We start from the raw sequence: 23575 nt of genomic DNA, 5'->3' as shown, positions 1-23575 counted from the left end.
CCTCAGAACGGACTGGCATTTTGGACATTCATCCATTCCTGACTGATGGGATGCCTGAAATGCAATTCACTGGCATGCAGCATCAGTCGCGGCGCTCTTTCAGTGCCAGGCAGCAGACAACCTCCATACAAATCACAGCCTAAAATCGGATGTCCTAACAACTGACAGTGGATCCGCAGTTGATGGGTACGCCCGGTTTCAGGCGTCAGTTGTACCCGGGTCAGGCAGAGTGACGCCCCATTTTCCTGGCGATAATGAAAACGCTCAACAACCTGATAGCGCGAGCGCGCGGGTTTGCCGTTGAAGGCGCAAATCGACATCCGTGGAAACAACGCCGGGTCTTTGGCTATCGCTGCGTCTATAACCCCTTCATCATTTTTCAGATGCCCACATAACAGCGCGCTGTACATTTTGCTTACCGTACGTCGACTGAACTGCTGGCAAAGCGCGGCGTTGATCGCTTTGTTACGGGCAACCACCATCACCCCTGAAGTTCCAAAATCGAGCCGATGTACCAGCGTGCAACCGGGATAAATCTGTACCAGCCGATGATGTACCGAATCGAGATTTTGCGGATTTTTCCCCGACAAACTTAGCAGCCCGGCAGGTTTATTGATAAGCACCAGGTGTTCGTCCTGATAGAGGATCTCTATCTCGTCATGACAAGGCGGGGCAATAAAAGTATCGAGGATCGTAGACATGTGCGGCCAGAATGAAATGTGGGAGCAGATCATATCCAATTTTCACCAGACTGGCGAATTTGAGTCGTACAGGCATGATAGAGTGTGGGTTATCCCGAGTACGATGAGAGGGTTACACCGTGCAACAAATCGATTTCTATATGGTAGATGCCTTTACCACCACCACGTTTGGCGGTAATGCCGCAGCAGTATGTCCGCTCCCAGACTGGTTGCCCGATGAAACATTATTGAAAATGTCGCAGCAGCATAACCAGTCAGAAACCGCTTTTTTTGTCGTCAACGAGAATGGCTTTGAGCTGCGCTGGTTAACCACTCAGGGAGAAATCAATCTGTGTGGACATGCCACGCTTGCCGCCGCACATGTCATCTTTGAACATCTGGACTACCCAGGTACGACCCTCCATTTCACCACTCGATTCGTGGGACCACTGACGGTCACGCGCAGCGGTGAATGGCTGACGCTTGATTTTCCTGCCTGGCAAAGCGAGCCCGCCGAACCGCCCGCCTTACTACTGGAAACATTAGGCATCACCGAATACAAAGAAGTGCGTGTCGCGCGCGATTATATGATTGTTTTGGATAATCAACAGCAGGTTGAGGCTGTACGCCCGGACATCCACGCCATGCTTCCGTTGCGGAAAATGGTTTGTATCACCGCGCCGGGTGACGGGCAATACGACTTCGTCAGCCGTTTCTTCTGTCCGGGTGAAGCCGTAGCGGAAGACCCTGTCACGGGCTCGGCACATAGCATGCTGATTCCTTACTGGGCTGCAAAACTCAATAAATCACAGATGCTGGCGCGCCAGGTCTCTGCGCGCGGCGGAGATTTACGCTGCCAGTTGGCAGGAACGCGTGTTTATATCGGCGGACAGGCAATCACTTATCTAACTGGGAAAGTGCTGTTGCGCTAGCAGCTCTCCCCGAATTAACCAATCCAAGGAGGATTTATGGCGAACAAACTCGTGCAGATACACTTTGATTTTCATGGTCCGTTTGGCGCTGAGATGTCGAATCAGCTTGTTGAACTGGCCGAATCCATCAACCAGGAGCCGGGGTTCATCTGGAAAATCTGGACCGAGAACGAAGCAAACCACGAAGCCGGTGGCATCTACCTGTTTCAGGATGAAGTCAGCGCGCTAGCCTATATCAAAAAGCACACTGCCCGTCTGAAGCATCTGGGAGTGGAAGACGTGACGTTCAAAATCTTCGATATTAATGAGCCGTTAAGTAAAATTAACCACGGTCATATTGGCTAATTTTTTGCTTCAGACGCCCCTCCCCGGGGCGTTTCACCACTGATACTGCTTTCCCCTCGTTAAAACCGAAACCTCCCTGTTCCCACTCAGCATAGCTTTTACGTTAACCACATTTGCAATAGTTCACAAAATCAGCACCTGTGAAAATTATCACTAGCCTGACGTTGCATGAAAGCGTATAAAATAATACAAAATGTATTATTTTATACAAAATGAATTATCATCAACATCAGGAGATTCTTTATGTCTGTGGAGATTACATTGAACGCATCTGCAGGGGGCTTTCCACCTGCTGGTCATTACTCGCACAGTACAACGGCTGGCGGGTTCGTCTTCATTTCCGGCCAGTTGCCGGTCACTATTGATGGCGAAAAGAAAACGAATGCTTCTTTTGAAGAGCAGACGCGACTGGTGCTACAGAATATTGATGCCTGCCTGGCTGGCGCTGGAATTTCCCGACAGCATTTGGTGTCAGTACGCGTCTATGTGACAGATATCAACCAGTGGCCAACGTTTAACAAAATCTATGGCGAGTGGATCGGTGATTTCCGCCCATCTCGAGCAGTAGCCGGTGTTGCAGAGCTTCATTATGGTTTCGCGCTGGAAATCGAAGCTATTGCCTTGGCCCCACAAGCGTGACGTTTAACGACATACAGGTGAACAAGAATGACTGAAATGACACTGCCTGATTATAACGATGTTGCCGCTGCGGCAGAGCGCATCGCCGAGTATGCCAACAAAACACCGGTGATGACCTCCCGAACGGTTAATGACGAATTTGCGGCTGACGTTTTCTTCAAATGCGAAAACTTCCAGAGAATGGGCGCGTTTAAATTTCGCGGAGCTATGAATGCGCTGCGCCAGTTTACACCAGAACAACGCGCTGCAGGCGTCGTCACCTTTTCTTCCGGCAACCATGCGCAGGCCATTGCCCTGTCGGCAAAGTTGTTGGGGATCCCGGCGACGATTATCATGCCGCACGATGCCCCGGCAGCTAAAGTTGCGGCAACAAAAGGCTATGGTGGAAATGTGGTGATTTACGATCGCTATACCGAAGATCGTGAGAAAATAGGCCGGGAGCTGGCAGAGAAACACGGTTTGACGCTAATCCCGCCTTACGATCATCCGCACGTGATTGCGGGCCAGGGCACTGCCGCAAAAGAGCTGATTGAAGAAGTGGGTCAATTGGACGTTCTGTTCGTGTGTCTGGGTGGCGGCGGCCTGCTTTCAGGATCCGCACTGGCAGCCCGACATCTCTCCCCTGACTGCCTCATCTATGGCGTCGAACCCGAAGCGGGAAACGATGGGCAACGGTCGTTTCGCAGCGGAAAAATTGTTCATATTGATACGCCCAAAACCATCGCTGACGGTGCGCAGACCCAACATCTCGGGAAGATAACGTTTCCGATCATTCAGCAAAACGTTAACGATATTCTGACCGTCTCAGATGATGAACTGGTCGCCTCGATGAAATTTATCGCTGAGCGCATGAAAATCGTCGTGGAGCCGACCGGATGCCTGGGTTTTGCTGCTGCGCGAACCCGCAAGGCAGAACTTCTCGGTAAGAAAATCGGTATTATCATTAGCGGCGGGAACGTGGATATCAGCCGCTACAGTGAATTCCTCGTAAGTTGATCAAAAAGGTATCTGCTATGCGGATACCTTATTACTGTCTGTATATTCCTGTCTGGATAAGCGAACCTTGCTCACTGTAAACTGCTCGCAATCGTGGCTACAGGCATCACCACAGGAGACTGGCATGCCCAAAACTGACAACAACTCGCTTCTCAGCCAAATTGACACTATCGCCAGGGGGCTCGGCGAGACCTTCTCTCCATTTTGCGAAGTGGTGGTTCATGACCTCAAGAATCCTGAACATGCCATTTTGTCCATCCATAACAATTTGTCAGGACGCAAACCCGGCCAGCCGGCAACAGAACTGGGTCTGGCGCGAATCGCATCGCCCGAATTTCCCAGCATCATTGCGAATTACAGCAACCAGTTTGCCGATGGCCGCCCGGTGAAAAGTACATCCATTGGCATCAAAGACGAAGAAGGTAAATACGTAGCAGCACTCTGTCTGAACGTGGATATGACGCTGTTTCGTGGCATGCAGAGTGCCCTTGCACAATTTACTGAAACCGAAAACTCGCCTATTAAGGAACATATCGACCCTGGCAGTAATGAAGTCATCCGCCAGCGTATCGATGACTTTGCCGCTAAACGCGCAACGACGGCCCGCGCCCTTAAACCTGAAGACCGTAAGCTGCTGATTCAACAGTTACGCAAAGAGGGGTTGCTGAACGTACGAAAATCAATGGATACCGTGGCACAGCATCTGGGGGTATCCAGAGCTACCGCTTACCTGTATGCCCGTCAGTCGACACCGTTAAATGAGTAAGATGGTCATATAAGGTATGCCTTAGCGCAGGTCAGTGACATGTCATTCATTACTGGCACAAAGTGCTCCGCCACATGCTGAGGGGGCGTTGTGCCGACATAGCCATCCGCAAGAAAAACAGTATTATCTTGTGACTACACAAAAGATAAACCTTTGCATCTCTGCGTGTTTAGTTGCCCTAATGAAACATGCAGGTTGCTTTTTGTACAAATCAATAAAAATTAACGCCCTTCTAATAACTTCATCAACCTTGCTTGAGCAACTTTAAAAGCAAGCAAACCCTAACCATCTGATTTTTATCAATAAAAATATATTCACGTTTATTCAACAAATATTAACCAGGCCGCATATATAATTAACATAATATCTAAATTATAATTCTTTCACACGTCCGGTAGCCGGTGAGGTCAGAATGCGATTAATCGCCATGTTGTTAAGCTTTATGCTCGTCACCCAGGTCTATGCCAGCGAACTGCCCAAACCTGCAGGTAAAGTCCTTTTAACACTGTCCGGAAATATTGAAAATACAAATGAAGACGGGAAAGCCGTTTTTGATACCGCCAGCCTTGAGAAACTGGGAATGGTAAGTTTCCAGACCACCTCCCCCTGGTATAATGGTCGCACGACCTTTACGGGCATTCCATTACAAAAGCTCATGGATTATGTCGGGGCAAAAGGATCGGTTGTAAAGGTGACTGCGCTCAATGACTATACGACCGTTATCCCTCTCAGTGATTTCAAAAAATACGATGCTATCCTTGCTTTAAAAATCAACGGAAAATATATGCGCATCCGTGATAAAGGCCCGTTATTCATTGTGTACCCCTATGACAGCATGCCGGAACTGAATAACCAGATTTATTACTCCAGGTCTGCATGGCAGGTCAGTAGTATGGATATCGAGTAGGCGTTCAGAGGAACACCATGAACAGAATACTGGCTGGTATCATCTTTTTTCTTTTTATATCTACTGGATATATCTCATTCCTCGTGCATGAAAGACAACAAGAGTTACAGAAGCTAACTCACTACACCGATTCCTGGTCTGCTGCACAGCTGGTATCTCAATATTATCGATTTGAATCATTGTTAGCTCTTTACACTATCGATGATACGATGAATCTCGATAATGTACGCATGCGTCTCGACATTATGCTCAGCCAGAGTGATTTGATCAAAGAGGGTGATTTGGGGCGCTACATTGAAAGCAATATAGCTCACCGTCAACTGGCGGTAAAACTTGAAAACACCCTAAATTTTCTGGATGTTAATCTGGAAAAAATGAACCGTTCAGCACTCCAGGACTATCTAAAAAAAATGCATACTCTGGATGCGCCACTTGGTCGTCTTTCGTCCGGCGCGTTAAACAAGGATGTTAACTCGATCAATAACGCCAACCAGAAAATTCAAACACTGTACTACATATATTCAGCAACCTCTGTGCTACTGATAATACTGAGTGCGATTCTGGGCGTGCTCATTTTCTATCAAAACAGAAATATCCTACGTGCACACCTTCAGGTTAAGAGTCTTGCCGAAGAACTGCAGATATCTAAAGAAAAGCTACAAATCCAGAATGCTAAACTGGAATATGACGTCTACCATGACTCTCTTACCGAGATGAATAATCGCCAGCTATTCTGGGGTGATTTAAATAAAACAATCGAGATGGCAGAAAAAAATAACGACTCTGTGATTGTGATGTTGTTTGATTTAGATCGCTTCAAGGAGGTAAATGATACCTATGGTCATGATGCCGGTGACATTTTACTACGTCAGATATCAAACCGTCTGACTTCGATAAGCCTGACTTCGGATACACTGTATCGATTAGGTGGAGATGAGTTTGCGTTTCTCTCAAGCGGTTTGACAGAAAGTCGCGCAGTTTCACGAGCTCAGAAAATATGTGAATATATCAGCCAACCCTATACTATTTACAACACAATTATCAATATAACTACCTGCGTTGGTATTGTTATCTCAGATACTGAACGTCGCCCCGACTATCTTTATAAATTTGCCGATCTGGCGCTTTATGAAGCCAAAAACGACGGTTCTGGCAAGATAAAGGTCTTCCGGCAACGAATGTTAGAAAAGCTGCAAGAAAGCAGAACACTTGAGCATGATATGGCCCTGGCAATTGTGAACAAAGAATTCGTGGTTTATTATCAGCCTATTGTCGACTCTTTCAGCCAGAAAATTTACAGTTACGAAGCACTTATTAGATGGCTCCATCCTCTTAAGGGCCTCCTGTCACCGGATAGCTTCATTCCCGTTGCTGAAAAAACAGGAATGATTAATGAGATGGGGAAAGCCGTGCTCGAAATTGCTTGCCGGGAGGCAGCTTGTTGGGCAATTCCGGTTAAAATTTCAGTCAATGTCTCTCCCGTTCAGCTAAGCAGCAAAACCTTTGCCGGTATCGTGCTGTCCATTCTGAAAGAAACAGGACTACCACCTGATCGTCTTGAACTGGAGGTGACAGAATCCTCTATCTTTACTGAGAGTACAACGCCGATGAATACCCTGAATAAACTCAGAGCCCTTGGCGTAAAAATCTCCATCGACGATTTTGGTACCGGATACTCTTCTCTTTCGCGACTGAGCAGGCTTGCCTTCGATAAAATCAAAATAGACAAGTCCTTTGTGCATTCGATATCTACACAGGAAGATGCCCTTAATATCATCAAACTGATCACTGGCATGGCGAAGTCCCTTAATATGAAGGCTGTCGCAGAAGGTGTTGAAACGCAGGAACAACTGGAAAGACTGCAGGCTCTCGGCTGCGATTTCGCACAAGGATATCTGTTTGGTAAACCTCAACCTTGTATTGATAAGGAAATCAGACATGGTTAAATCACAAACGCCTCCCCAGCTCTGAATGGTCTGGCCTTGGGAAAAAGGATGTTAATTAAGCTTTAGTCACTGACTGACATCCTGCAGTCGCCGTTAAAAATTAATGTACCCTGTTTTAAAACAGGGTACATCTGTGAAATTGAAAAAGAATTAATTTTTCATTTCATGGTTTTTATTCATATTATCTTTTTTCATATTGTCCATTTTTCCCATACTGTCTTTGGTCATTGGTTTTTTGCTCATAGTGTCTTTGCACATATTGTCTTTACACATGTTGTCATGTGTCTTTGACATTGTGTCTTTAGCCATACCGTCTTTGCCCATCGAATCGGCGGCCTGTACGTTTGCCATAAACAGAGCGGAAAATACGGTTGCGGCGATGATCATCTTTTTCATGGTAGTTCCTCGTTGTGTTGTAGTATTAACTGCCACCAAACCAGTTGTAACCCTGATCTTCCCAATAACCGCCCGGGAAACGATTCGTGATTTCAATGACCTGGATATGTTTGGGATTCTTGTACCCCAGCTTGGTAGGGATACGTAGCTTTATGGGGTAGCCATATTCTGCCGGGAGGATCTGGTTATCCCACGTCAATGCCATCAGCGTCTGAGGGTGTAACGCCGTGGCCATGTCTATGCTGGTGTAGTAGTCATCTGCACAGCGAAAGCTGACGTACTTCGCGCGCAAATCGGCACCAACGAGCGTCAAAAAGTGGCGAAACGGCACACCATCCCATTTTCCAATTGCACTCCATCCCTCAACGCAAATGTGACGGGTAATCTGACTTGTCTGCTGCATGTTGTGCAGCTCCGTCAGCGTCCAGTTGCGGTTGTCACGCACCAGCCCGCGAATTTCAAGGCGATAGTCCCGGCCATCCACCTGCGGAATATCTTCTGGCCCGTAAAAAGCATTAAATGGAAAAGGACGCGTGATCTCTGCGGATGTATATTCAGGCGCAAGCGCACGGTCGCTGAATAAAAACCCCTGCACCCGATCGTTAAAACGTGACATACGTGAGAGCACATTTTCCACATCCGTGTTATCGCTGATATCGCAACCGGTAAGCATCATGATGCCGCCGAGCGTCAGTCCCTGGCGCAGTAAACGACGGCGGTCCGGGCTGAGTAATTTTTCCGCTTCTTTGACCAGGTAATGCGTGTCAGTGTCGGAGAGAAATCGGGATTTTTTCATGATGTATTTCCTTAGCGCCCCCGTAACATTGCCAGCAACGTGCGCGGAACCAGCAGGACCATTAGCAGATGAATGACAATAAACAGCGCAAGTGCGCTCATGGCGAAGAAATGGACATACCGCGCAGAATCATATCCACCGAATAAGGTCCGTAAAAACGGGAACTGTACGGATTTCCACAGCACCAGACCGGATAAAACCAGCACGATGCCATCGAGAAGAATGAACAGATAGGCTATTTTTTGCACCATATTGTAGTGGCGCAGATCGGCGTGCTGGAGTTTCCCTCGCAGCGCCTGCAAGAGATCGTCCTTCAACTGTCGATATGACAACGGAAAAAACTTTTGCCGAAAACGGCCACTGGCTATGCCAAGCGAGAGATAAATTGCGCCATTTAAGGCCAGTACCCACATCATGGCAAAGTGCCACTGGAGTGCGCCCCCCAGCCAGCCACCGAGGGTTATTTGTGCAGGAAACTCAAATGAAAATAGCGGTGCGGCGTTGTAGATGCGCCAACCGCTAAACAACATGCCCGCGATAGCAACGACATTTACCCAATGGCAACAGCGCAGCCAAAGCGGGTGTACCGTTTCTGAGGTTGATGGTCGCATGATGCGCTCTCCATGAATGACATGAGCGCATCATGGCAGCATTGTGATCACCACATCCTCACGGAAGTTTAAATAAAATGTGATAACTTCCCGTATTCGCCAACAGTAAGCTAATTAACCATTAAACGAAGCGCTAATTCATTCGGATAAGGATCAAAATAGTTCTGGCCAAGCAGGTAGCTGTCCGGGTATTCAGCCAGGTAGTGCTTGAGTAGCGTGAGTGGAGCCAGGATTGGCAAAAGTCCACTGCTGTAGTTGAGGATGACGTCACGTAACTCTCCGCGCTGGCGAGCGCTCAATTGCTCACGGAAGTAACCCTGAATATGCATCAGCACGTTGGTGTGATTCTTCCGCGATGCGGGCATTTTAAGAATAGCCATAAGCTTTTCACGATAGGCCACGAAAAAAGCGTCCAAATCATCCCACTGGTGAAGCGAGGCAACAAAGGGGCCAATTTCCCGATAACCCGCCTGGTTATGCGCCAGCAGCTGGAGCTTATAGCGACTATGAAAGTGTATTAATCCGTGGCGAGTAAGGCCATTGGCTCGCAACTTATTTAGCTCATGTAACGCGAACACTCGCGCGACAAAATTTTCCCTCAGCACCGGATCGTGCAAGCGGCCATCTTCTTCGACCGGCAACCACGGGTAGGTTTCCATTAATGCACCAGTAAATAAACCCGTCCCCTCTTTTCGCCCACGATTTCCCTTTTCGTCATACAGCCTTACTCTTTCCATCCCGCAGCTCGGTGATTTAGCACAAACGATAAAACCCGCCAGACTACCAAGTCCCTGTAGATATGAGGCGGTGAATTCGGACATTTTATCGGTTACATCTTCACCCGGCGCATGGCTAAAACACATGCGAATATCCCCTTGGGAAGTCTGAACCAGACGCAACGCGGGACGTGGTACAGGCAAACCGATGGACATCTCCGGACAGACAGGTTTATAAGTCACCCACTTAGCCAGATCGTCCATCACAAACCCCATCCGCTTATGCCCACCATCGAATCGCACGGCTGAGCCGGTCAAACATCCACTAATCCCGATAACAGGTTGAGTATGCATAACGATCCCCTCTTTTGTTTGCGCCCCTTTTCGGGAAGGATTCGTGTGACTGTTCCATTAAGTAAAGCATATTTAAACGACATACTTTCGTGAGCTTTAATTTTTAATGTTCGGATACATTAATCATAAATAACGAATATTTGCAGTGAAAGTTGGTAATTTCCCTGAACAGTTCTATAGTCGGGACTGCTTCTCATTACAGGGTTCACTAATGCGATTTAACGGACTGACTAAAGGTTTCTTCATTTTCATCCTTGCCCTCGTTACCTGGGCGTTTTTCGATGTATTGTCCCCCTACTTTTCTGCTATTTTGTGGGCTGCCATCCTGACCACAATATTCAACCCGGTGAAAAACAGGCTGCGCAGTGCCCTTGGCGAACGCAACGGGCTGGCATCACTGCTCACCATCGGCATTATCTGTCTGATTGTCTTTATCCCACTGATGGTGATCCTCTCCTCATTGGCGATTGAGTTGAACGTGGTGTATACCAAATTACAACAAAACGACACACAGTTCCCGGAAGTGGTCACTTCCATTATTTCGCATCTTCCTGACTGGGCCAGAGGATTCCTCGCCGAACATAATCTGGATAACGTTGCACAGCTCCAGAAAAAACTGTCGGACGTTGCGCTGCAGGGTGGCCAGTACCTGGCAGGTAGCGCGTTCCTGATTGGTAAAGGGACATTCGGCTTTGCTATTAGCTTTGGCATCATGCTGTATCTGCTGTTTTTCTTACTAAAGGACGGACCTTATCTGGTACGCCAGATTCTGGACTCATTACCGCTTTCTGATTTTGCCAAACAGCACCTGTTCGCTAAGTTCGTTGGCGTGACACGGGCTACGGTTAAGGGCACGGCGGTAGTCGCGTTGGTTCAGGGGATTCTTGGCGGCATCGCGTTTGCTGTTGTTGATATCGACGGCAGCGTACTGTGGGGCGCGCTAATGGCGTTTCTCTCCCTCGTGCCCGCTGTCGGCTCAGCGATCGTCTGGGTACCTGCGGCAATATTCCTTTTCGCCACGCATCAGATATGGCAAGGGCTGTTCATCGTCGGCTTCTTCGTGATTATCGTCGGGCTGGTGGACAATATCCTGCGCCCGCTGCTGGTCGGTAAAGACACCAAAATGCCTGATTACCTGATCCTGATAAGCACCCTCGGCGGAATGGAGATCTACGGTATCAACGGCTTTGTAATTGGCCCGCTAATTGCCGCGCTGTTCATTACCTGCTGGAATCTGTTTTCCGGACGTGACCATGAAGGTAACGTGGAAGGAATCGACGAAGCTTTTATGGAAGAAGGAAAAAATCCTCCAGATCTGTGATGGCTGGACGATAACAAAAGGCGGTCTCAGGGCCGCCTTTTGTTTTCACGCAAAATCATACGCTTCCTATAATTTCAATCATGCTTATTCATTAATCGTCGCAAAAGGAACTCATCAGTGCGAATAGCCACAATTACCAACTGGGCCTATAGCGCGACGGTATGTCTGACCATCGCCTCCGGCATTGTCATGCTGATGGCCTCCAGCGCCGATAATACCGAACGCCAGGTGGTGGAGCAGCGTTATCAATTCGATCAACTGACCGAAGAAGTGGAGCTTGACGCCTGGTCTCTATCAGATCTGGCACGCGAATATGTTATTGCAAAAGATTCAGAAGCACTTAACACCTACCGCCAGAAAGAAGCGTCGCTAAAAGCGGTTGAACAGCGATTGTCGAAGCTAAAAGACCTTGGGGCAACGGATGAAGAGCTGGCGCTATTGCATGAAGGGCTGCAGATTGTGGATGCCCTGCAGGATGAGCAGGCCACGGCGCTTGCCAGCGTCGCGCGTGGAGAAGAGTCGCAGGCCATCGCCCTGCTGTACGGGAAAGCCTATGAACAGGAACTGGAGCGAGCTCAGGATCGCATAGACCATTTCCGCCAGTTGCTCGACAACCGCGTGCGTAATGCCATTGAAGATGCAACCCAAACATCGCGTAAGCTGCGTACGGCCTCTGAAGTGATGGTTGGGCTTACGGCTCTGCTATTTTTGTTCGTCCTCGGCTTTATTTTAAAACGCCGTGTACTGCGTCCCGTCGTGCGTTTGAGCGATGTGGTCAACCGTTTGGCATCGCAGGATTACGCCGTTGAGACGCCAAGCTTTAACCAGATTGATGAAATCGGCGATATGGCGCAGGCGATCCGCATTTTTCGCGAAAACGGCCTGGTACGGCAACAGCTGGAGCAAGAACGAGACGCTGACTGGGCAATTCGCGAACTGTTGGCGCGTATGACACAACGCTTACAGGGCTGCGAGAGTTTTGCTGATGTCATCAATGTGGCTGAGCTGTTTGCACCGAATATTGCCCCAGGTATTGCTGGACGACTTTACATTCTTGACCGGGAGCCCTGGCAGATGCGCTCCGTTGCACAATGGCTCTCACCGCAGGGCAAAGCAGATGCTTTCCATCCGGATGAGTGCTGGGCAGTGCGCCGCGGTCAGAGCCATCCGCCGGTGCAAGGCGAACCCGATATCGCCTGCTACCATCTGCCGGAATCATGCCAGCAACATACTCTGTGCGTGCCACTGATTGCCCAGGGTGAAGCCATTGGCCTGCTTTCATTCCAGAATCTCAGCAATGAGTCAGCTCCTTCGCGTGCGTATCTGGAGCTGATGGCGGAAGCACTCGGTTTGGCCTTAGCCAACCAGCGCCTGCGCGATGCGCTGCTGGAGAAAGCGCACTACGATCCGCTAACCGGTCTGCGCAACCGTCATCATCTGGAAGATTCCTTACGCACTCAGATGAGCCAGGCCGTACGCAACCAGGAGCCGATCAGTTGCCTGATGATCGATATCGACCATTTTAAAAATATTAACGATCGCTTTGGTCATGAGGCAGGAGATAGCGTGATAAAAAGTATCGCCGCGACTATTCAGCGCGTGGTCCACGACAGCGGCATGGCTTTCCGCTATGGCGGTGAGGAATTTCTGGTGCTGCTGGCCAATACGGATGAGCAGGCCGCCAACCGCTTTGCGACGGATATTTATAACGGTGTACGGGAACTGTCGCTGCGCTTTGGCGTCTCTGAAATTGGTCACGTCGATGTCTCTATTGGCGTAGCCAGCTATCCTCAGCACGCCCAGAGCGACAACCTGCTGCGTGCTGCAGACGTGGCCTTGTATCGCGCTAAAGAGCTGGGACGTTCGCGCATCGTGAGCTTTGGCATGCTGGAAGCGAGCTGAACATGGCTTTACCTCGATGCCAGGCGGTGATATGTTATTTCAATGAACACAACACACGATATCACCGCTTTTAATCACAACCTGTGGTGGCTGCCTTCTTAAAGGCGGTCAGAATGTGTTTTCCCCATTTTAGATAACCGCCGAAAGGCGGTTATTTGCATTTGAAGACCCCTTTCGGTTTTATGACTAAGGAGTCTTATATGAACAACAAAACCATTATCCTCACTGGCGATCGACCTACCGGCCCGTTGCACCTCGGTCATTATGTTGGCTCGCTGCGTCAGCGCGCCATGCTGCAACACGATTATCAGCAGTTTGTATTAGTTGCTGACCTCCAAGGGCTGACCGATAACGGCAGCACACCGCAAAAGATCCGCGACAATATTCCCGAAGTGCTGGCCGATTATCTTGCTGCAGGAATAGATCCTTCACTGACCACTATTTGTTTGCAATCGGCCCTGCCTGCCCTTGCGGAGCTGACCGCGCTATATATGAACATCGTCACCGTGGCTCGCGTGGAGCGTAATCCTACGGTCAAAAACGAAATTGCGCAGAAAGGGTTTGCCCGCTCGTTACCGGTTGGTTTTCTGGTTTATCCCATCAGCCAGGCGGCAGATATTACAGCCTTCAAAGCCGAAGTGGTTCCCGTTGGCGACGATCAGTTGCCAATGATTGAACAGACCAATGAAATCGTGCATAAAATGAATAGTCTGTTACCTGCCCCCGTCTTGTCGCATTGTAAAGCGCTGCTGAGTGAAACCAGCCGTCTTCCGGGGATCGACGGTAATGCCAAAATGTCAAAATCGCTTGGCAATACATTACTCTTGTCCGCCAGCGAAGAGGCCATTCATCATGCGGTCAGCGCGATGTACACCGATCCCAATCATCTAAAAGTGTCCGATCCAGGGCAGATTGACGGCAATATGGTATTCACTTACCTCGATGCTTTTCATGCGGATAAAGCAAAAGTCGCGGAGATGAAAGCGCATTATCAGCGCGGCGGGCTGGGCGACCGTGCATGCAAAAACGAGCTGGAGATGTGCTTGCAAGAGCTTATTGCCCCGATGCGCGAGCGGCGCGCAACTTACATCCAGGATAAAGGCTTGCTGATGGCGATGCTCAAAAAAGGCAGCGAACAGGCGCATGAAGTCACACAGCAGACATTAAGAGAAGTGAAGCTAGGGCTGGGTTTGCCGGTGTTCTGAACTCGACCTGTTACAGTTGGCTCAATAAATAAAGACAGCTCCCGACGAGTTACCTTCGCCGGGAGTTTTCAGAATCTTATCCACGTTTTATCAGCAAAATTCAGAGTGAAGATTAATCGCCCTTAACCCGTTGAAAAATCCTTTCCCTTCCTCTCAACTTAGTCATTTTATTAATCTGGCAGTTGCTACCATAATAACAAGTCACGAAGCGAAGCCTGTAACCCGCAGGCAATATGAGTAATGCAACCATATTTGAGGATTCCGGTATGACCACCTTTCATCAACTCACTGCCACCAGTCTCAATGGCCAACCCATCTCGATGGCCGATTACGCTGGCAAACTGGTGCTGGTGGTGAATACCGCCAGCCATTGTGGCTTCACGCCACAATATGCAGGCCTCGAAGCACTCTACAAGAAGTACGCCGCGCAGGGTCTGGTGGTGCTGGGTTTCCCCTGCAACCAGTTTGGTAAGCAGGAACCTGGTGGAGCCGATGAAATCGCTCAAACCTGTCACATCAACTACGGTGTGAGCTTCCCAATGTTTGAGAAAGTGGACGTCAACGGCGCTGCTACACATCCGGTGTTTCGTTTCCTTAAAGACGAATTACCCGGCATGCTGGGTGGGCGGATCAAGTGGAACTTCACTAAGTTCCTGATCGGGCGTGACGGCAAGCCGCTTAAACGTTTTGCACCCTTCACGACCCCAGAGAAAATAGAAGCCACGATCCTTGCAGCGCTAAAAGACTGAGTGCTCATGTCATTCAAACCGTTCACATTATGCCCCTGCTTGCTGCCTGAATAAAAAACACGCTGCAAAATCAACAAAATATAGTCAACTTGCTTAATTACTCTGCAATCGCGTGAGATCAGGAAGAAAAATGCTATTTCCCTCTTGCCTCATTCGGTCTGTGCCGCTAATATTCGTCCCCGTTGTCACCTACAACGTTGCGTTCATAGCTCAGTTGGTTAGAGCACCACCTTGACATGGTGGGGGTCGTTGGTTCGAGTCCAATTGAACGCACCATCTTGCGTCCGTAGCTCAGTTGGTTAGAGCACCACCTTGACATGGTGGGGGTCGGTGGTTCGAGTCCACTCGGACGCACCAAATTATCTCAATGATTTGGTGCTGCTTCCCATAGTTATTCCTCAATAAACCTTCTGTTTTTATCCTTCAGTTCAATTAATTGTCCGCATAATGCTGTTAATAAACGATGCGCTAAAACCTACTAAACGCCGTGTTCAGCGCGTATCATTCATCTTCTAAGCAAAACCTTTTGCGTTTGAGATCGAATACTATGCCCTCTTCCATGGTAGCAATGCTGTGCCACAATCCCTTTTCCCCCCTCCTTCTCAATGCTGCCGCCCAAAGCAGGCCGCGTGCCGGTTAGCGTATCGAGCAGCGTACTCTTCCCCAGACCATTACGCCCCAGCCAGAACACGATATTGGGTAATGTCTCTTCAGTATCAGCCTGATACTGAATCAGGCTCACCAGCGCGGCAAAAAAGCCGCTCAAGATAATACCCGACAGGATCAGCACCAGCGTATTCTTCAGCCCCTGCAACGAAGCAATGGCATACACCAGGATCAGCGCCGTCAGACCGAAGAAAAACGTTGAGCCCATCATCAACCACGGCGACAGGCCGAGCAGAATAGCCAACGTTCCGCCAAAAGCAGCCCCCGATGTCACACCGATAATATGCGGGTCGACCAGCGGATTATGAAATATCCCTTGCAGCGTCGCGCCGCATAAACCCAGCGCGCCACCTGCCAGCAACGCCATCACAATACGCGGCAGCCTGACCGTCCAGATAACCTGACCGGCAATCCCTTCAGCGCCGCTAAAGTGCGTCAGATGATAAAATACCTCACGTAACGACAGCGGATACTGCCCAAGACACAGCGAACTGGTGCCCAGCAACAGGACCACCGCGATTAAGAGCGGTTGCTGGGGTGGAATGCGCTTACTTAGCGGCATCTGAATGCCAATTCACGCGATAAAAGCGCTGATAGTAGTCTTGCGCCTGCGCATCGACATCCACGTCTTTATAGGCATCCGGATACAGTTTTTTGGCCATCCACAGCTCCCCTATCGCCAGCGCTTCCGGCATCGGATAGCCCCAGGCTTTGGCGTATTCAGGCATCAGCCAGACGCGATGATTTTTCACCGCATCAATCCCCTGCCAATTGGGATCGTTTTGGATCTCAGCCACAACCTGCGGGTAGCGATCCTGGACAAAAATCACCTGCGGATTCCAGGCTAATACTTGCTCCAGCGCAACCTGACGTGCGCCTTTCACACTGGCAGCCTCCACGTTCAATCCTCCCGCATGCTGCATCATCAGTCCCGTATACTTCCCGGAGCCGTATGTCATCAGGTCGGGGTCAGCCATATAAATACGGACTTTTTGCGCATCCGGGATGTTTGAGACTGGTGCGTTGAATTTTGTCCGCGCCGCAAAAACGTAATCAATTAAGGTTTCGGCCTGCGGTTTACGCCCTACGACGTCCGCAATCAGGCGAATACCCTGTTTTAGCGCGCAAACTCAGGTCCAAGCTGCTTTTTCCAGCTCGACATCACGCCAACAATGTCCTGCTGCGCATTGAGCTGGACCAGAGTATTCAGCGTCTGGTGTTGCAGCACGACCACTTTATCGACGCAATCAGGAATGGTCACCTGACGACCAAGCTGGTCGGTGATCGTCCGGTCGGCCTGGGCAGCAAACGCGAACAACATGCTGGCACATACCAGCGCAAAAGAACGGAGACTTAACATGGGATACCATCTGAAGAGAGGAGTAAAAATCGCTATGTATTAAATTACATAACAAATAAACTGGCAACCCATTCCCGAAAATTACTGCAATGCACACGAAGTGGATCAATTTATGCGAACGAAGGAAAACCGACGGCAAGAGCTACTGTCGGCTTTCATTAATAGTGTGCGGCGCTACTATTTGGTGGCCACTTTGATGATATCAAGCGCTCTGGCGAACTGATCCTGCGGGATCGTCAGTGGATAAAGGAAACGAATAACGTTGCCATACTGCCCACAGGTTAGCAGCAGCAATCCTTGCTCAAGGGCTTTCTTCTGCACGCGTTGTGCCACGGCCGCACTGGGTTCCCCCGTCGCAGCATCACAGAATTCAGCGGCAATCATCGAGCCTAAGCCACGCACTTCAGCCAGTTCAGGACACTCTGCTTGCGCATCTGTCAAAGTGGCACGCAGTTGTTCTCCGAGAGCCGCCGCACGCTGGCACAGCTTTTCATCACGAATGATATCCAGCACCGCATGGGCCGCTGCAATCGACAGCGGGTTCCCGGCGTAAGTACCGCCTAAACCACCCGGCGCAGGCGCATCCATAATGTCTGCTTTACCCACTACCCCTGACAGTGGCATCCCGCCAGCCAGGCTCTTCGCCATGGTCATCAGGTCCGCTTTATCGGCGTAATGATCCATTGCAAACAGCTCGCCGGTACGGGCAAATCCGCTTTGCACCTCATCAGCGATCATCACGATGCCATGCTCATCGCAAATACGGCGGATGGCAGCCACAAACTCCGCCGGTGCCACTACGAAGCCCCCTTCGCCCTGGACAGGTTCAAAAATAATCGCCGCCACCTGGGTTGGATCGATATCAGCTTTGAACAGGCGCTCAATCGCTTTGATGGAATCCGCTGTGGAAATCCCCTGCAACGCAGAAGGATACGGCGCATGGTATACAGAGCCCGGGAATGGGCCGAAACCTTTTTTATACGGCGCCACTTTGCCTGTTAACGCCATCGTCATGTAAGTACGCCCATGAAACCCCCCACCAAACGCGATAACACCTGGACGGCCGGTATACGCGCGGGCAATTTTTACTGCGTTTTCCACCGCTTCAGCCCCGGTGGTGAAGAAGGTGGTTTTACGCTTGCCGTCGATAGGTGCGACGGCGTTGATTTTCTCAGCCAAGGACACATAGCTTTCGTATGGGACGATTTGATAAGCCGTATGAGTAAAAGCCTGAAGCTGTGCTTCAACAGCTTGCACCAGACGAGGATGACGGTGTCCGGTGTTCAGCACGGCAATCCCGGCAGCAAAATCAATGTACTGATTGCCCTCGATATCCGTAATGGTGCTGTTTTCTGCCGACTGGGCATAAAAATCACACATCACGCCCACCCCACGCGGGGTGGCATCCAGACGACGTTGTTGCAGGTTTTTATTGTTCATTCTCACACCTTGTCATAAACATATTTGGGTTGAATTACGCTTTAAATTTAGACGCCGTCTGGTACTTTAATCGAGAGCCAAATCGTTTTATTTTAAGGATCCAAATGCGTTCACTTGCCGGAGATGTGATCAAGCAGGCATTTAGCCAACAGACGGATGAAAAACTGCATCGTCGCCTGTATGCCGCCATCTGCAGTTGCATCCTCGAAGGTAGCCTGAAACCGGCTACCCGAATGCCGCCGTCGCGCGACCTGGCAGGCGAATTGACGCTATCGCGCAATACCGTCCTGCGGGTTTACGAGCAATTGCAAGCCGAAGGGTATATCTCCGCGCGCACCAGCAGCGGAACATTTGTCACCGACAGCGTGCTGGACAATCTGGACCTGCATCCCAACAAAGCGCCTGGTGCTGCTCCGGAAGAGAGCCCCCGGTTATCTGACCGCTGCCTTGAGCTGTTAGGTCATGCCAGCGCCAGTCCCCGTCAGTGGGGTGCTTTCATTCCAGGCGTACCTGATGTAGCGCATTTCCCTCACCGGGTGCTCAAAAAAATTCAGGATCGGCTGGCGAGACGGTTGCGCCCGGAGCTTCTTACTTACGATGCCGCCGGCGGTGTGAATGAGCTGAAAGAAGCCCTGGCAGACTATCTGCGCACCGCCCGCGGCGTGCGGTGTTCACCGGAGCAGATTCTGATTACTGAAGGTATTCACCAGGCGCTGGATCTGGTGACTCGTACTTTATGCAACCCGGGTGATAACGCCTGGATTGAGGAGCCGGGCTACTGGGGAATCAAGAATATTCTGCGCATCAATGCGGTTAATTTTTCGGCGATTCCAGTGGATGAGCAAGGTATGGTCCCACCGGAATCAGGCGAACCCGCGCCAAAGCTTATTTTTGTGACACCGTCACATCAATATCCGCTCGGATCGGTTATGAGTCTCAGTCGCCGTCGACAACTGCTCTTTCGCGCCCGTGAAACACAAAGCTGGATAATAGAAGATGACTACGACAGCGAGTTTCGTTTTTCCGGCCAGCCTATTCCATCATTGCAGGGACTGGAGGAAGAGACGCCAGTGATCTACATCGGAACATTCAGTAAGACACTCTATCCCGCGCTACGGCTCGGGTATGTGGTGTTACCCAAACAGTTAGCCACGCCGCTAAAGAAGGTCCATAACGACCTCTATCGTGGCGGGCATTTGCTGATTCAGGCCGCGCTGGCGGAGTTTATCCGCGAGGGTTACTACGCCGCGCACATTCGAAAAATGCGCCAGCTGTACAGCCGTCGGCGTCAAATGCTGGTTGAGCTTATCAACCGCCAGCTTGGTGAGCATTATCTAGGCTCTTTCAGCAGCAACGCCGGGCTGCACATGATTTTACAATTACCCACCGGGAGCGATGATGTTTTGATTGCCCAACAGGCAAATGCGCAAGGGCTACTGGTGCGCCCGCTGTCACGCTACTATGTGGATGAAGACAAACGTAGCGGCTTGCTGCTGGGATTTGCCAGCATTGAAGAACATGAAATGGCGGCGGCGTTTACCCGACTGGTAGGTATTATCAGAGTAAACGCCGTCTAAGTGCCTTATCCGCCCGACAAATTACAATCATCGGGCATGCTGTTTAATGTGATGCTTTTTTCACACCAGCCAGATCCTGCTGGCTTACTTCACTATTCCCTTCTCCCCAACTTTTGCGCACGTAATTAATCACGTCGCGCATTTCGTTGTCACTTAACACGCCCCCGTAGGCTGGCATCTTAAAGGAGACACTGCCACGCGTAGTCGGTGTTTCTGCACCATGGGCAATCACTCTGAACAGCGGCGTTGGGTCATCAACCATCACCAACGGGTTATTGATCAACGAAGGCGCATTATCATCCGTACCTTTCCCTTCGAGGCCATGACAGGTGGAGCAGTAACGGTTATAGATTACTTTGCCCGCCTCGGGCGAGTTCGACCACAACGCCGTGGTTGCCGCCGCGCGCACCGTTTCGGGCTTCGTGCTTTTCAGGCTCAGCAGATATTGCGCGATCGCCGTGGCATCTTCGTCGGTCAGATACTGTGTACTTTGCGTAACAACTTCAGCCATCGAACCAGAAACCGCGGCATGTTTGCTTTTACCGGTCAGTAACAGCAATTTTAACGCCTGCTCAGACATTCCGCTGCCCCGCAGCGATGGCGCATACCAGCCGTCGATCATCGCGCCGCTCAGATACTCGGCATCAGCATTGGTATAGGCTTTTTCGTTCATCGCCATGCCTCTTGGGGTATGGCACGAGCCGCAGTGTCCCGGACCTTCCACCAGATAAGCGCCCCGTTTTACCAAGGCAGCATTGCCCTCTGATTTCGCGCTCTCTACAGCCGTCGCGGGCGCATCGGTAAACAGCCAGTTCCAGATATGCAGCGGCCAGCGGGCGGAGAGCAGCCACGGGATGGCATTCTCTTTATTGGGTTGTGCCGACGGCGTAACGTCATGCATAAAATAACGATACAGCGCCTGTACATCCTCATCAGACAACTTCGCATAAGAGGGATAAGGCATAGCCGGATAGAGCGGATGACCGTCTTTAGCAATTCCCTGACGTACGGCCTTTTCAAAATCCGCGTATGAATAATTACCAATACCCTGCGTCTTGTCTGGAGTAATATTGGTCGAAAAAATATCGCCCACCGGCGTGGGAAACTTTTTACCCCCCGCCATCGCAACACCACCCTCTGCGGTATGACAAGCCACGCAGTCAGAAATTCGCGCGATATATTCACCACTAGATTCAGCAGCACTTACCGAGGCGGTAAATAAACAGGCGGCAAGAATGGTTACGTTACGCATAAATCACCCCATATCCTTGAGTTCGTTAACCGCACGCCATGCCTGATCGATGGCTGTGTGCGCATAAGCACTCCAGTCAGAATCAGAGTTGGCGATAGCAATGCGGCCCACTGGTTGACGCGCACGCTCGATAATTTCTGGCATTTTATCCATATCATCAAACAACGAGTTGGCGTAATACGCATAACCATGCGCCCAGCGGTTAACAGTGATGGCGGAGATGTCGCGTTGATTATCAAAGCCTGTCGAACCAAACATTTCCTGCAACTGGGCGCGAATCATCTCCTCATGCGCCGCAAATGTGGTCCCCAGCAAATAGGCTCGTCCCAGACGGAACTGCTCTCTGGCGGACAAGTTACTGCCCGGATAGGTAGGCACATAAACCATGTGAATAACCATCGGATCGTCCGGTGAGGCCGGATGTTGATACCCTCCGATGCTAACCGGATAGTCGAGCTTAACCCGGCTGTAAGGTGCCGCCGGAGAATAAAATTCATGTACGCCGAGCTGTTTGAACGCCTGCCAGTTCTTGACTACCACGTTGGTATACACCAACGGCGCCTTCACGTTTAGTTTGAGATCCGCCTGCTGCTGTTCAGGCATCTCAGGCACCAGATAAGGGATCATCATGTTATAACCCGCCATGATGGTATTTTTGCCGCGCACACGGTGCATTTTGCCGTCACGCAGATAGGTCACCACCACGCCATCCTGTACATTAGCCGCATTAATCACCGTGCTGTTCAGGCGCAGGCGCGTGGCGTTTTCCGGCAGATCCAGCTTTTCGTAATGCAGTCTTGTGAGGACAGAATCTTCCATCGTGTTACCCGGAAGCGCATCCGGCAGCATATACCTGACGAGCAGTCGGGCCAGGCCAGCGTTACCGTCCGGGAAATGGTAGACATACGGTTCTTCGAGATCGGCCAGCGATTCTCCGTCCAACGGCGGTAGTCCCAGCGCTTCCATGCCGGGTAATGCGCATGCCCTGGCATCGCTGCAGGAGATACCCTCAATGCCGATGGCAAAGAAGTCGTTGGAACGCTGCTGGAAATAGAGCAGCGCCATTTTGCTCAAACCGACTTTTGTGGCCAAAAATTCACTGTAGCTGTGGGTATCCAGCCATGCCATTTTCTCATCGACCGTCATACCGGGAAGATAGTCGCCTGGATGCACGTGCAGGTCGATCAGCGCTTTTCTGTCGTTCTCACTGAGTGGGAAATCATTGATAAAGTCTTCAATTTTCCGGCCATTTAGTCTGTCCGGCGGAATATCATCTGATACCGCGCGCCCCGGATCGCCGCTGACGATTTTTGTCTCGCCAAAATTCTTTTTATCGAAAAAAACCCCGCGACTGAGCTGCCAGTCGGGGTAGAAGTTTACGTCAAAACTCTCTTTTAACCGCGTGACGCTGACGCCTATGGTTTCCATCAGTTTTTGTACTTCAGGGCTGAAATTATGCGCGGGCGACTGGAATGCTTCGCTGCCGCCATAACCGAGTAATTTTTTGCCCGAGTGAGTGAATTCATTACGTTTGGCGTGCCCGCCAAAATCGTCATGGTTATCGAGGATCAGTACCCGGCTATTTTGCCCGGCAAGTTGTCGCCAGAAACACCCGGCAGCCAGCCCGCTAATCCCGCCCCCCACAATCACCAGATCGTACTCTTCCTCAACGGGCAGAGCATTTAAATCAAAATGCTTCTGCTCGCGGCCTAGCGCATGCGCCATTTCAAACGATCCTGGATGATTTCCCCGCAGCCCGGTGAGTGCCGGCGGATAATAACTCCCATCGATAAATGCGTTGCTCTTTCCTGCCGCCCTGACCCACTCCAGCGGAGTAAGCCCCGCAGCAATAGTCACCGCGACGCCGTTCAGAAAATCACGTCTGGTAATTGCCATTTACTTTTTTCCTTATTGCTACACACTGCCCTAAATACGACCAAATAAGAGATATATCCCTTCATCTTAATAAAGCGATACAGCCGACGACCTCACTGGCTTTAACTCTTCATCCCGTTTTTT

20 protein-coding genes, 2 tRNA genes and 2 pseudogenes are annotated in these 23575 nt (G+C 50.3%); 14 read left to right on the top strand and 10 right to left on the bottom strand.

The genetic code is table 11. The features are described from left to right. Positions 1–2 precede the first annotated feature (2 nt). Positions 3–701, bottom strand: coding sequence for an RluA family pseudouridine synthase (locus ACU8YC_RS01230; RefSeq protein WP_187259510.1), 699 nt, complete (start codon positions 699–701; stop codon positions 3–5). A 119-nt stretch (positions 702–820) separates the two neighbouring features. Here ACU8YC_RS01230 and ACU8YC_RS01225 point away from each other — a divergent pair, with 119 nt between their 5' ends. The 7 genes from ACU8YC_RS01225 (at position 821) to ACU8YC_RS01195 (ending at position 7211) form a co-directional block, all read left to right on the top strand. Then, positions 821–1612: a PhzF family phenazine biosynthesis protein gene (locus ACU8YC_RS01225; protein WP_446894934.1), complete on the top strand. Its 792-nt coding sequence runs from the start codon at positions 821–823 to the stop codon at positions 1610–1612. A 36-nt stretch (positions 1613–1648) separates the two neighbouring features. After that, positions 1649–1957 carry a monooxygenase gene (locus ACU8YC_RS01220; protein WP_151219077.1) on the top strand — a complete coding sequence of 103 codons (309 nt, stop codon included), beginning with the start codon at positions 1649–1651 and terminating at the stop codon, positions 1955–1957. A 243-nt stretch (positions 1958–2200) separates the two neighbouring features. Beyond that, positions 2201–2596, top strand: a complete 396-nt coding sequence (locus ACU8YC_RS01215; protein WP_151219076.1) for a RidA family protein — start codon at positions 2201–2203, stop codon at positions 2594–2596. 27 nt (positions 2597–2623) lie between these two features. Next, on the top strand, positions 2624–3592 hold the full coding sequence (locus ACU8YC_RS01210) for a threo-3-hydroxy-L-aspartate ammonia-lyase (RefSeq protein WP_286544971.1): 969 nt from the start codon (positions 2624–2626) through the stop codon (positions 3590–3592). Between the two features lie 124 nt (positions 3593–3716). After that, positions 3717–4358 carry a helix-turn-helix transcriptional regulator gene (locus ACU8YC_RS01205; RefSeq protein ID WP_151219074.1) on the top strand — a complete coding sequence of 214 codons (642 nt, stop codon included), beginning with the start codon at positions 3717–3719 and terminating at the stop codon, positions 4356–4358. Positions 4359–4770: 412 nt separating this feature from the next. Beyond that, entirely contained in the window at positions 4771–5265 is a 495-nt protein-coding gene (locus tag ACU8YC_RS01200) for a molybdopterin-dependent oxidoreductase (RefSeq protein WP_151219073.1), read from the top strand. A gap of 17 nt (positions 5266–5282) precedes the next feature. Next, the gene (locus ACU8YC_RS01195; protein ID WP_151219072.1) at positions 5283–7211 is read left to right on the top strand and encodes a putative bifunctional diguanylate cyclase/phosphodiesterase; all 1929 of its coding nucleotides are present in this window, start codon (positions 5283–5285) and stop codon (positions 7209–7211) included. A 150-nt stretch (positions 7212–7361) separates the two neighbouring features. On the opposite strand, the gene ACU8YC_RS01190 is transcribed toward ACU8YC_RS01195, so the two are convergent. The 4 genes from ACU8YC_RS01190 to ACU8YC_RS01175 all read right to left on the bottom strand — a co-directional run bounded on the left by ACU8YC_RS01190 (position 7362) and on the right by ACU8YC_RS01175 (position 10084). Next, on the bottom strand, positions 7362–7607 hold the full coding sequence (locus ACU8YC_RS01190) for a pentapeptide MXKDX repeat protein (protein ID WP_151219071.1): 246 nt from the start codon (positions 7605–7607) through the stop codon (positions 7362–7364). Positions 7608–7632: 25 nt separating this feature from the next. After that, positions 7633–8403 carry a molybdopterin-dependent oxidoreductase gene (locus tag ACU8YC_RS01185; protein ID WP_446894933.1) on the bottom strand — a complete coding sequence of 257 codons (771 nt, stop codon included), beginning with the start codon at positions 8401–8403 and terminating at the stop codon, positions 7633–7635. 11 nt (positions 8404–8414) lie between these two features. Next, positions 8415–9014 (bottom strand): cytochrome b/b6 domain-containing protein, encoded by a 600-nt coding sequence (locus tag ACU8YC_RS01180; RefSeq protein ID WP_151219069.1) that lies wholly within the window; start codon positions 9012–9014, stop codon positions 8415–8417. A gap of 110 nt (positions 9015–9124) precedes the next feature. After that, positions 9125–10084, bottom strand: a complete 960-nt coding sequence (locus ACU8YC_RS01175) for a YbgA family protein (protein WP_446894932.1) — start codon at positions 10082–10084, stop codon at positions 9125–9127. A 211-nt stretch (positions 10085–10295) separates the two neighbouring features. Here ACU8YC_RS01175 and ACU8YC_RS01170 point away from each other — a divergent pair, with 211 nt between their 5' ends. The 6 genes from ACU8YC_RS01170 (at position 10296) to ACU8YC_RS01145 (ending at position 15618) form a co-directional block, all read left to right on the top strand. Continuing rightward, positions 10296–11405: an AI-2E family transporter gene (locus ACU8YC_RS01170; RefSeq protein ID WP_151219068.1), complete on the top strand. Its 1110-nt coding sequence runs from the start codon at positions 10296–10298 to the stop codon at positions 11403–11405. Between the two features lie 117 nt (positions 11406–11522). Continuing rightward, a complete protein-coding gene (locus ACU8YC_RS01165; RefSeq protein ID WP_446894931.1) occupies positions 11523–13307 on the top strand; it encodes a diguanylate cyclase in 1785 nt (594 codons plus the stop codon). A 200-nt stretch (positions 13308–13507) separates the two neighbouring features. After that, on the top strand, positions 13508–14512 hold the full coding sequence (trpS, locus tag ACU8YC_RS01160; protein WP_252838343.1) for a tryptophan--tRNA ligase: 1005 nt from the start codon (positions 13508–13510) through the stop codon (positions 14510–14512). 266 nt (positions 14513–14778) lie between these two features. Beyond that, a complete protein-coding gene (locus ACU8YC_RS01155) occupies positions 14779–15261 on the top strand; it encodes a glutathione peroxidase (protein ID WP_151219065.1) in 483 nt (160 codons plus the stop codon). 199 nt (positions 15262–15460) lie between these two features. Beyond that, positions 15461–15537: transfer RNA gene (locus tag ACU8YC_RS01150), tRNA-Val, on the top strand. A gap of 4 nt (positions 15538–15541) precedes the next feature. Then, positions 15542–15618, top strand: a tRNA-Val gene (locus ACU8YC_RS01145). 322 nt (positions 15619–15940) lie between these two features. Here ACU8YC_RS01145 and ACU8YC_RS01140 read toward each other — a convergent pair. From ACU8YC_RS01140 to puuE, 3 genes and pseudogenes are all read right to left on the bottom strand, one after another. Then, positions 15941–16489 (bottom strand): annotated as a pseudogene (locus tag ACU8YC_RS01140) (FecCD family ABC transporter permease); the annotation flags it as partial. Continuing rightward, positions 16476–17287, bottom strand: a pseudogene (locus tag ACU8YC_RS01135) (ABC transporter substrate-binding protein). The pseudogenes ACU8YC_RS01135 and ACU8YC_RS01140, both read right to left, overlap by 14 nt. A 177-nt stretch (positions 17288–17464) precedes the next feature. Continuing rightward, a complete protein-coding gene (gene puuE / locus ACU8YC_RS01130; protein ID WP_210905027.1) occupies positions 17465–18727 on the bottom strand; it encodes a 4-aminobutyrate transaminase in 1263 nt (420 codons plus the stop codon). Between the two features lie 104 nt (positions 18728–18831). Between puuE and pdxR the strand changes: the two genes are divergently transcribed. Further along, the gene (gene pdxR, locus ACU8YC_RS01125; protein ID WP_446894930.1) at positions 18832–20304 is read left to right on the top strand and encodes a MocR-like pyridoxine biosynthesis transcription factor PdxR; all 1473 of its coding nucleotides are present in this window, start codon (positions 18832–18834) and stop codon (positions 20302–20304) included. Positions 20305–20347: 43 nt separating this feature from the next. Here pdxR and ACU8YC_RS01120 read toward each other — a convergent pair whose 3' ends face one another. Together ACU8YC_RS01120 and ACU8YC_RS01115 are read right to left on the bottom strand one after the other, a co-directional pair. Beyond that, the gene (locus ACU8YC_RS01120; RefSeq protein WP_446894929.1) at positions 20348–21556 is read right to left on the bottom strand and encodes a c-type cytochrome; all 1209 of its coding nucleotides are present in this window, start codon (positions 21554–21556) and stop codon (positions 20348–20350) included. A 3-nt stretch (positions 21557–21559) separates the two neighbouring features. Next, a complete protein-coding gene (locus ACU8YC_RS01115) occupies positions 21560–23452 on the bottom strand; it encodes an NAD(P)-binding protein (RefSeq protein ID WP_151219062.1) in 1893 nt (630 codons plus the stop codon). Positions 23453–23575 lie beyond the last annotated feature (123 nt).

The sequence above is a fragment of the Citrobacter sp. VF227 genome, from assembly GCF_052950715.1.
The sequence above is the reverse complement of the archived record's forward strand: the minus strand, read 5'-3'. Positions and strand labels throughout refer to the sequence as shown.

Coding starts and splice junctions, on each gene's coding strand:
- trpS (WP_252838343.1), top strand. CDS start 13,508: ATGAACAACAAAACCATTATCCTCACTGGCGATCGACCTACCGGCCCG.
- ACU8YC_RS01175 (WP_446894932.1), bottom strand. CDS start 10,084: ATGCATACTCAACCTGTTATCGGGATTAGTGGATGTTTGACCGGCTCA.
- puuE (WP_210905027.1), bottom strand. CDS start 18,727: ATGAACAATAAAAACCTGCAACAACGTCGTCTGGATGCCACCCCGCGT.
- ACU8YC_RS01220 (WP_151219077.1), top strand. CDS start 1,649: ATGGCGAACAAACTCGTGCAGATACACTTTGATTTTCATGGTCCGTTT.
- ACU8YC_RS01190 (WP_151219071.1), bottom strand. CDS start 7,607: ATGAAAAAGATGATCATCGCCGCAACCGTATTTTCCGCTCTGTTTATG.
- ACU8YC_RS01200 (WP_151219073.1), top strand. CDS start 4,771: ATGCGATTAATCGCCATGTTGTTAAGCTTTATGCTCGTCACCCAGGTC.
- ACU8YC_RS01195 (WP_151219072.1), top strand. CDS start 5,283: ATGAACAGAATACTGGCTGGTATCATCTTTTTTCTTTTTATATCTACT.
- ACU8YC_RS01170 (WP_151219068.1), top strand. CDS start 10,296: ATGCGATTTAACGGACTGACTAAAGGTTTCTTCATTTTCATCCTTGCC.
- pdxR (WP_446894930.1), top strand. CDS start 18,832: ATGCGTTCACTTGCCGGAGATGTGATCAAGCAGGCATTTAGCCAACAG.
- ACU8YC_RS01205 (WP_151219074.1), top strand. CDS start 3,717: ATGCCCAAAACTGACAACAACTCGCTTCTCAGCCAAATTGACACTATC.
- ACU8YC_RS01155 (WP_151219065.1), top strand. CDS start 14,779: ATGACCACCTTTCATCAACTCACTGCCACCAGTCTCAATGGCCAACCC.
- ACU8YC_RS01115 (WP_151219062.1), bottom strand. CDS start 23,452: ATGGCAATTACCAGACGTGATTTTCTGAACGGCGTCGCGGTGACTATT.
- ACU8YC_RS01215 (WP_151219076.1), top strand. CDS start 2,201: ATGTCTGTGGAGATTACATTGAACGCATCTGCAGGGGGCTTTCCACCT.
- ACU8YC_RS01210 (WP_286544971.1), top strand. CDS start 2,624: ATGACTGAAATGACACTGCCTGATTATAACGATGTTGCCGCTGCGGCA.
- ACU8YC_RS01180 (WP_151219069.1), bottom strand. CDS start 9,014: ATGCGACCATCAACCTCAGAAACGGTACACCCGCTTTGGCTGCGCTGT.
- ACU8YC_RS01120 (WP_446894929.1), bottom strand. CDS start 21,556: ATGCGTAACGTAACCATTCTTGCCGCCTGTTTATTTACCGCCTCGGTA.
- ACU8YC_RS01185 (WP_446894933.1), bottom strand. CDS start 8,403: ATGAAAAAATCCCGATTTCTCTCCGACACTGACACGCATTACCTGGTC.
- ACU8YC_RS01230 (WP_187259510.1), bottom strand. CDS start 701: ATGTCTACGATCCTCGATACTTTTATTGCCCCGCCTTGTCATGACGAG.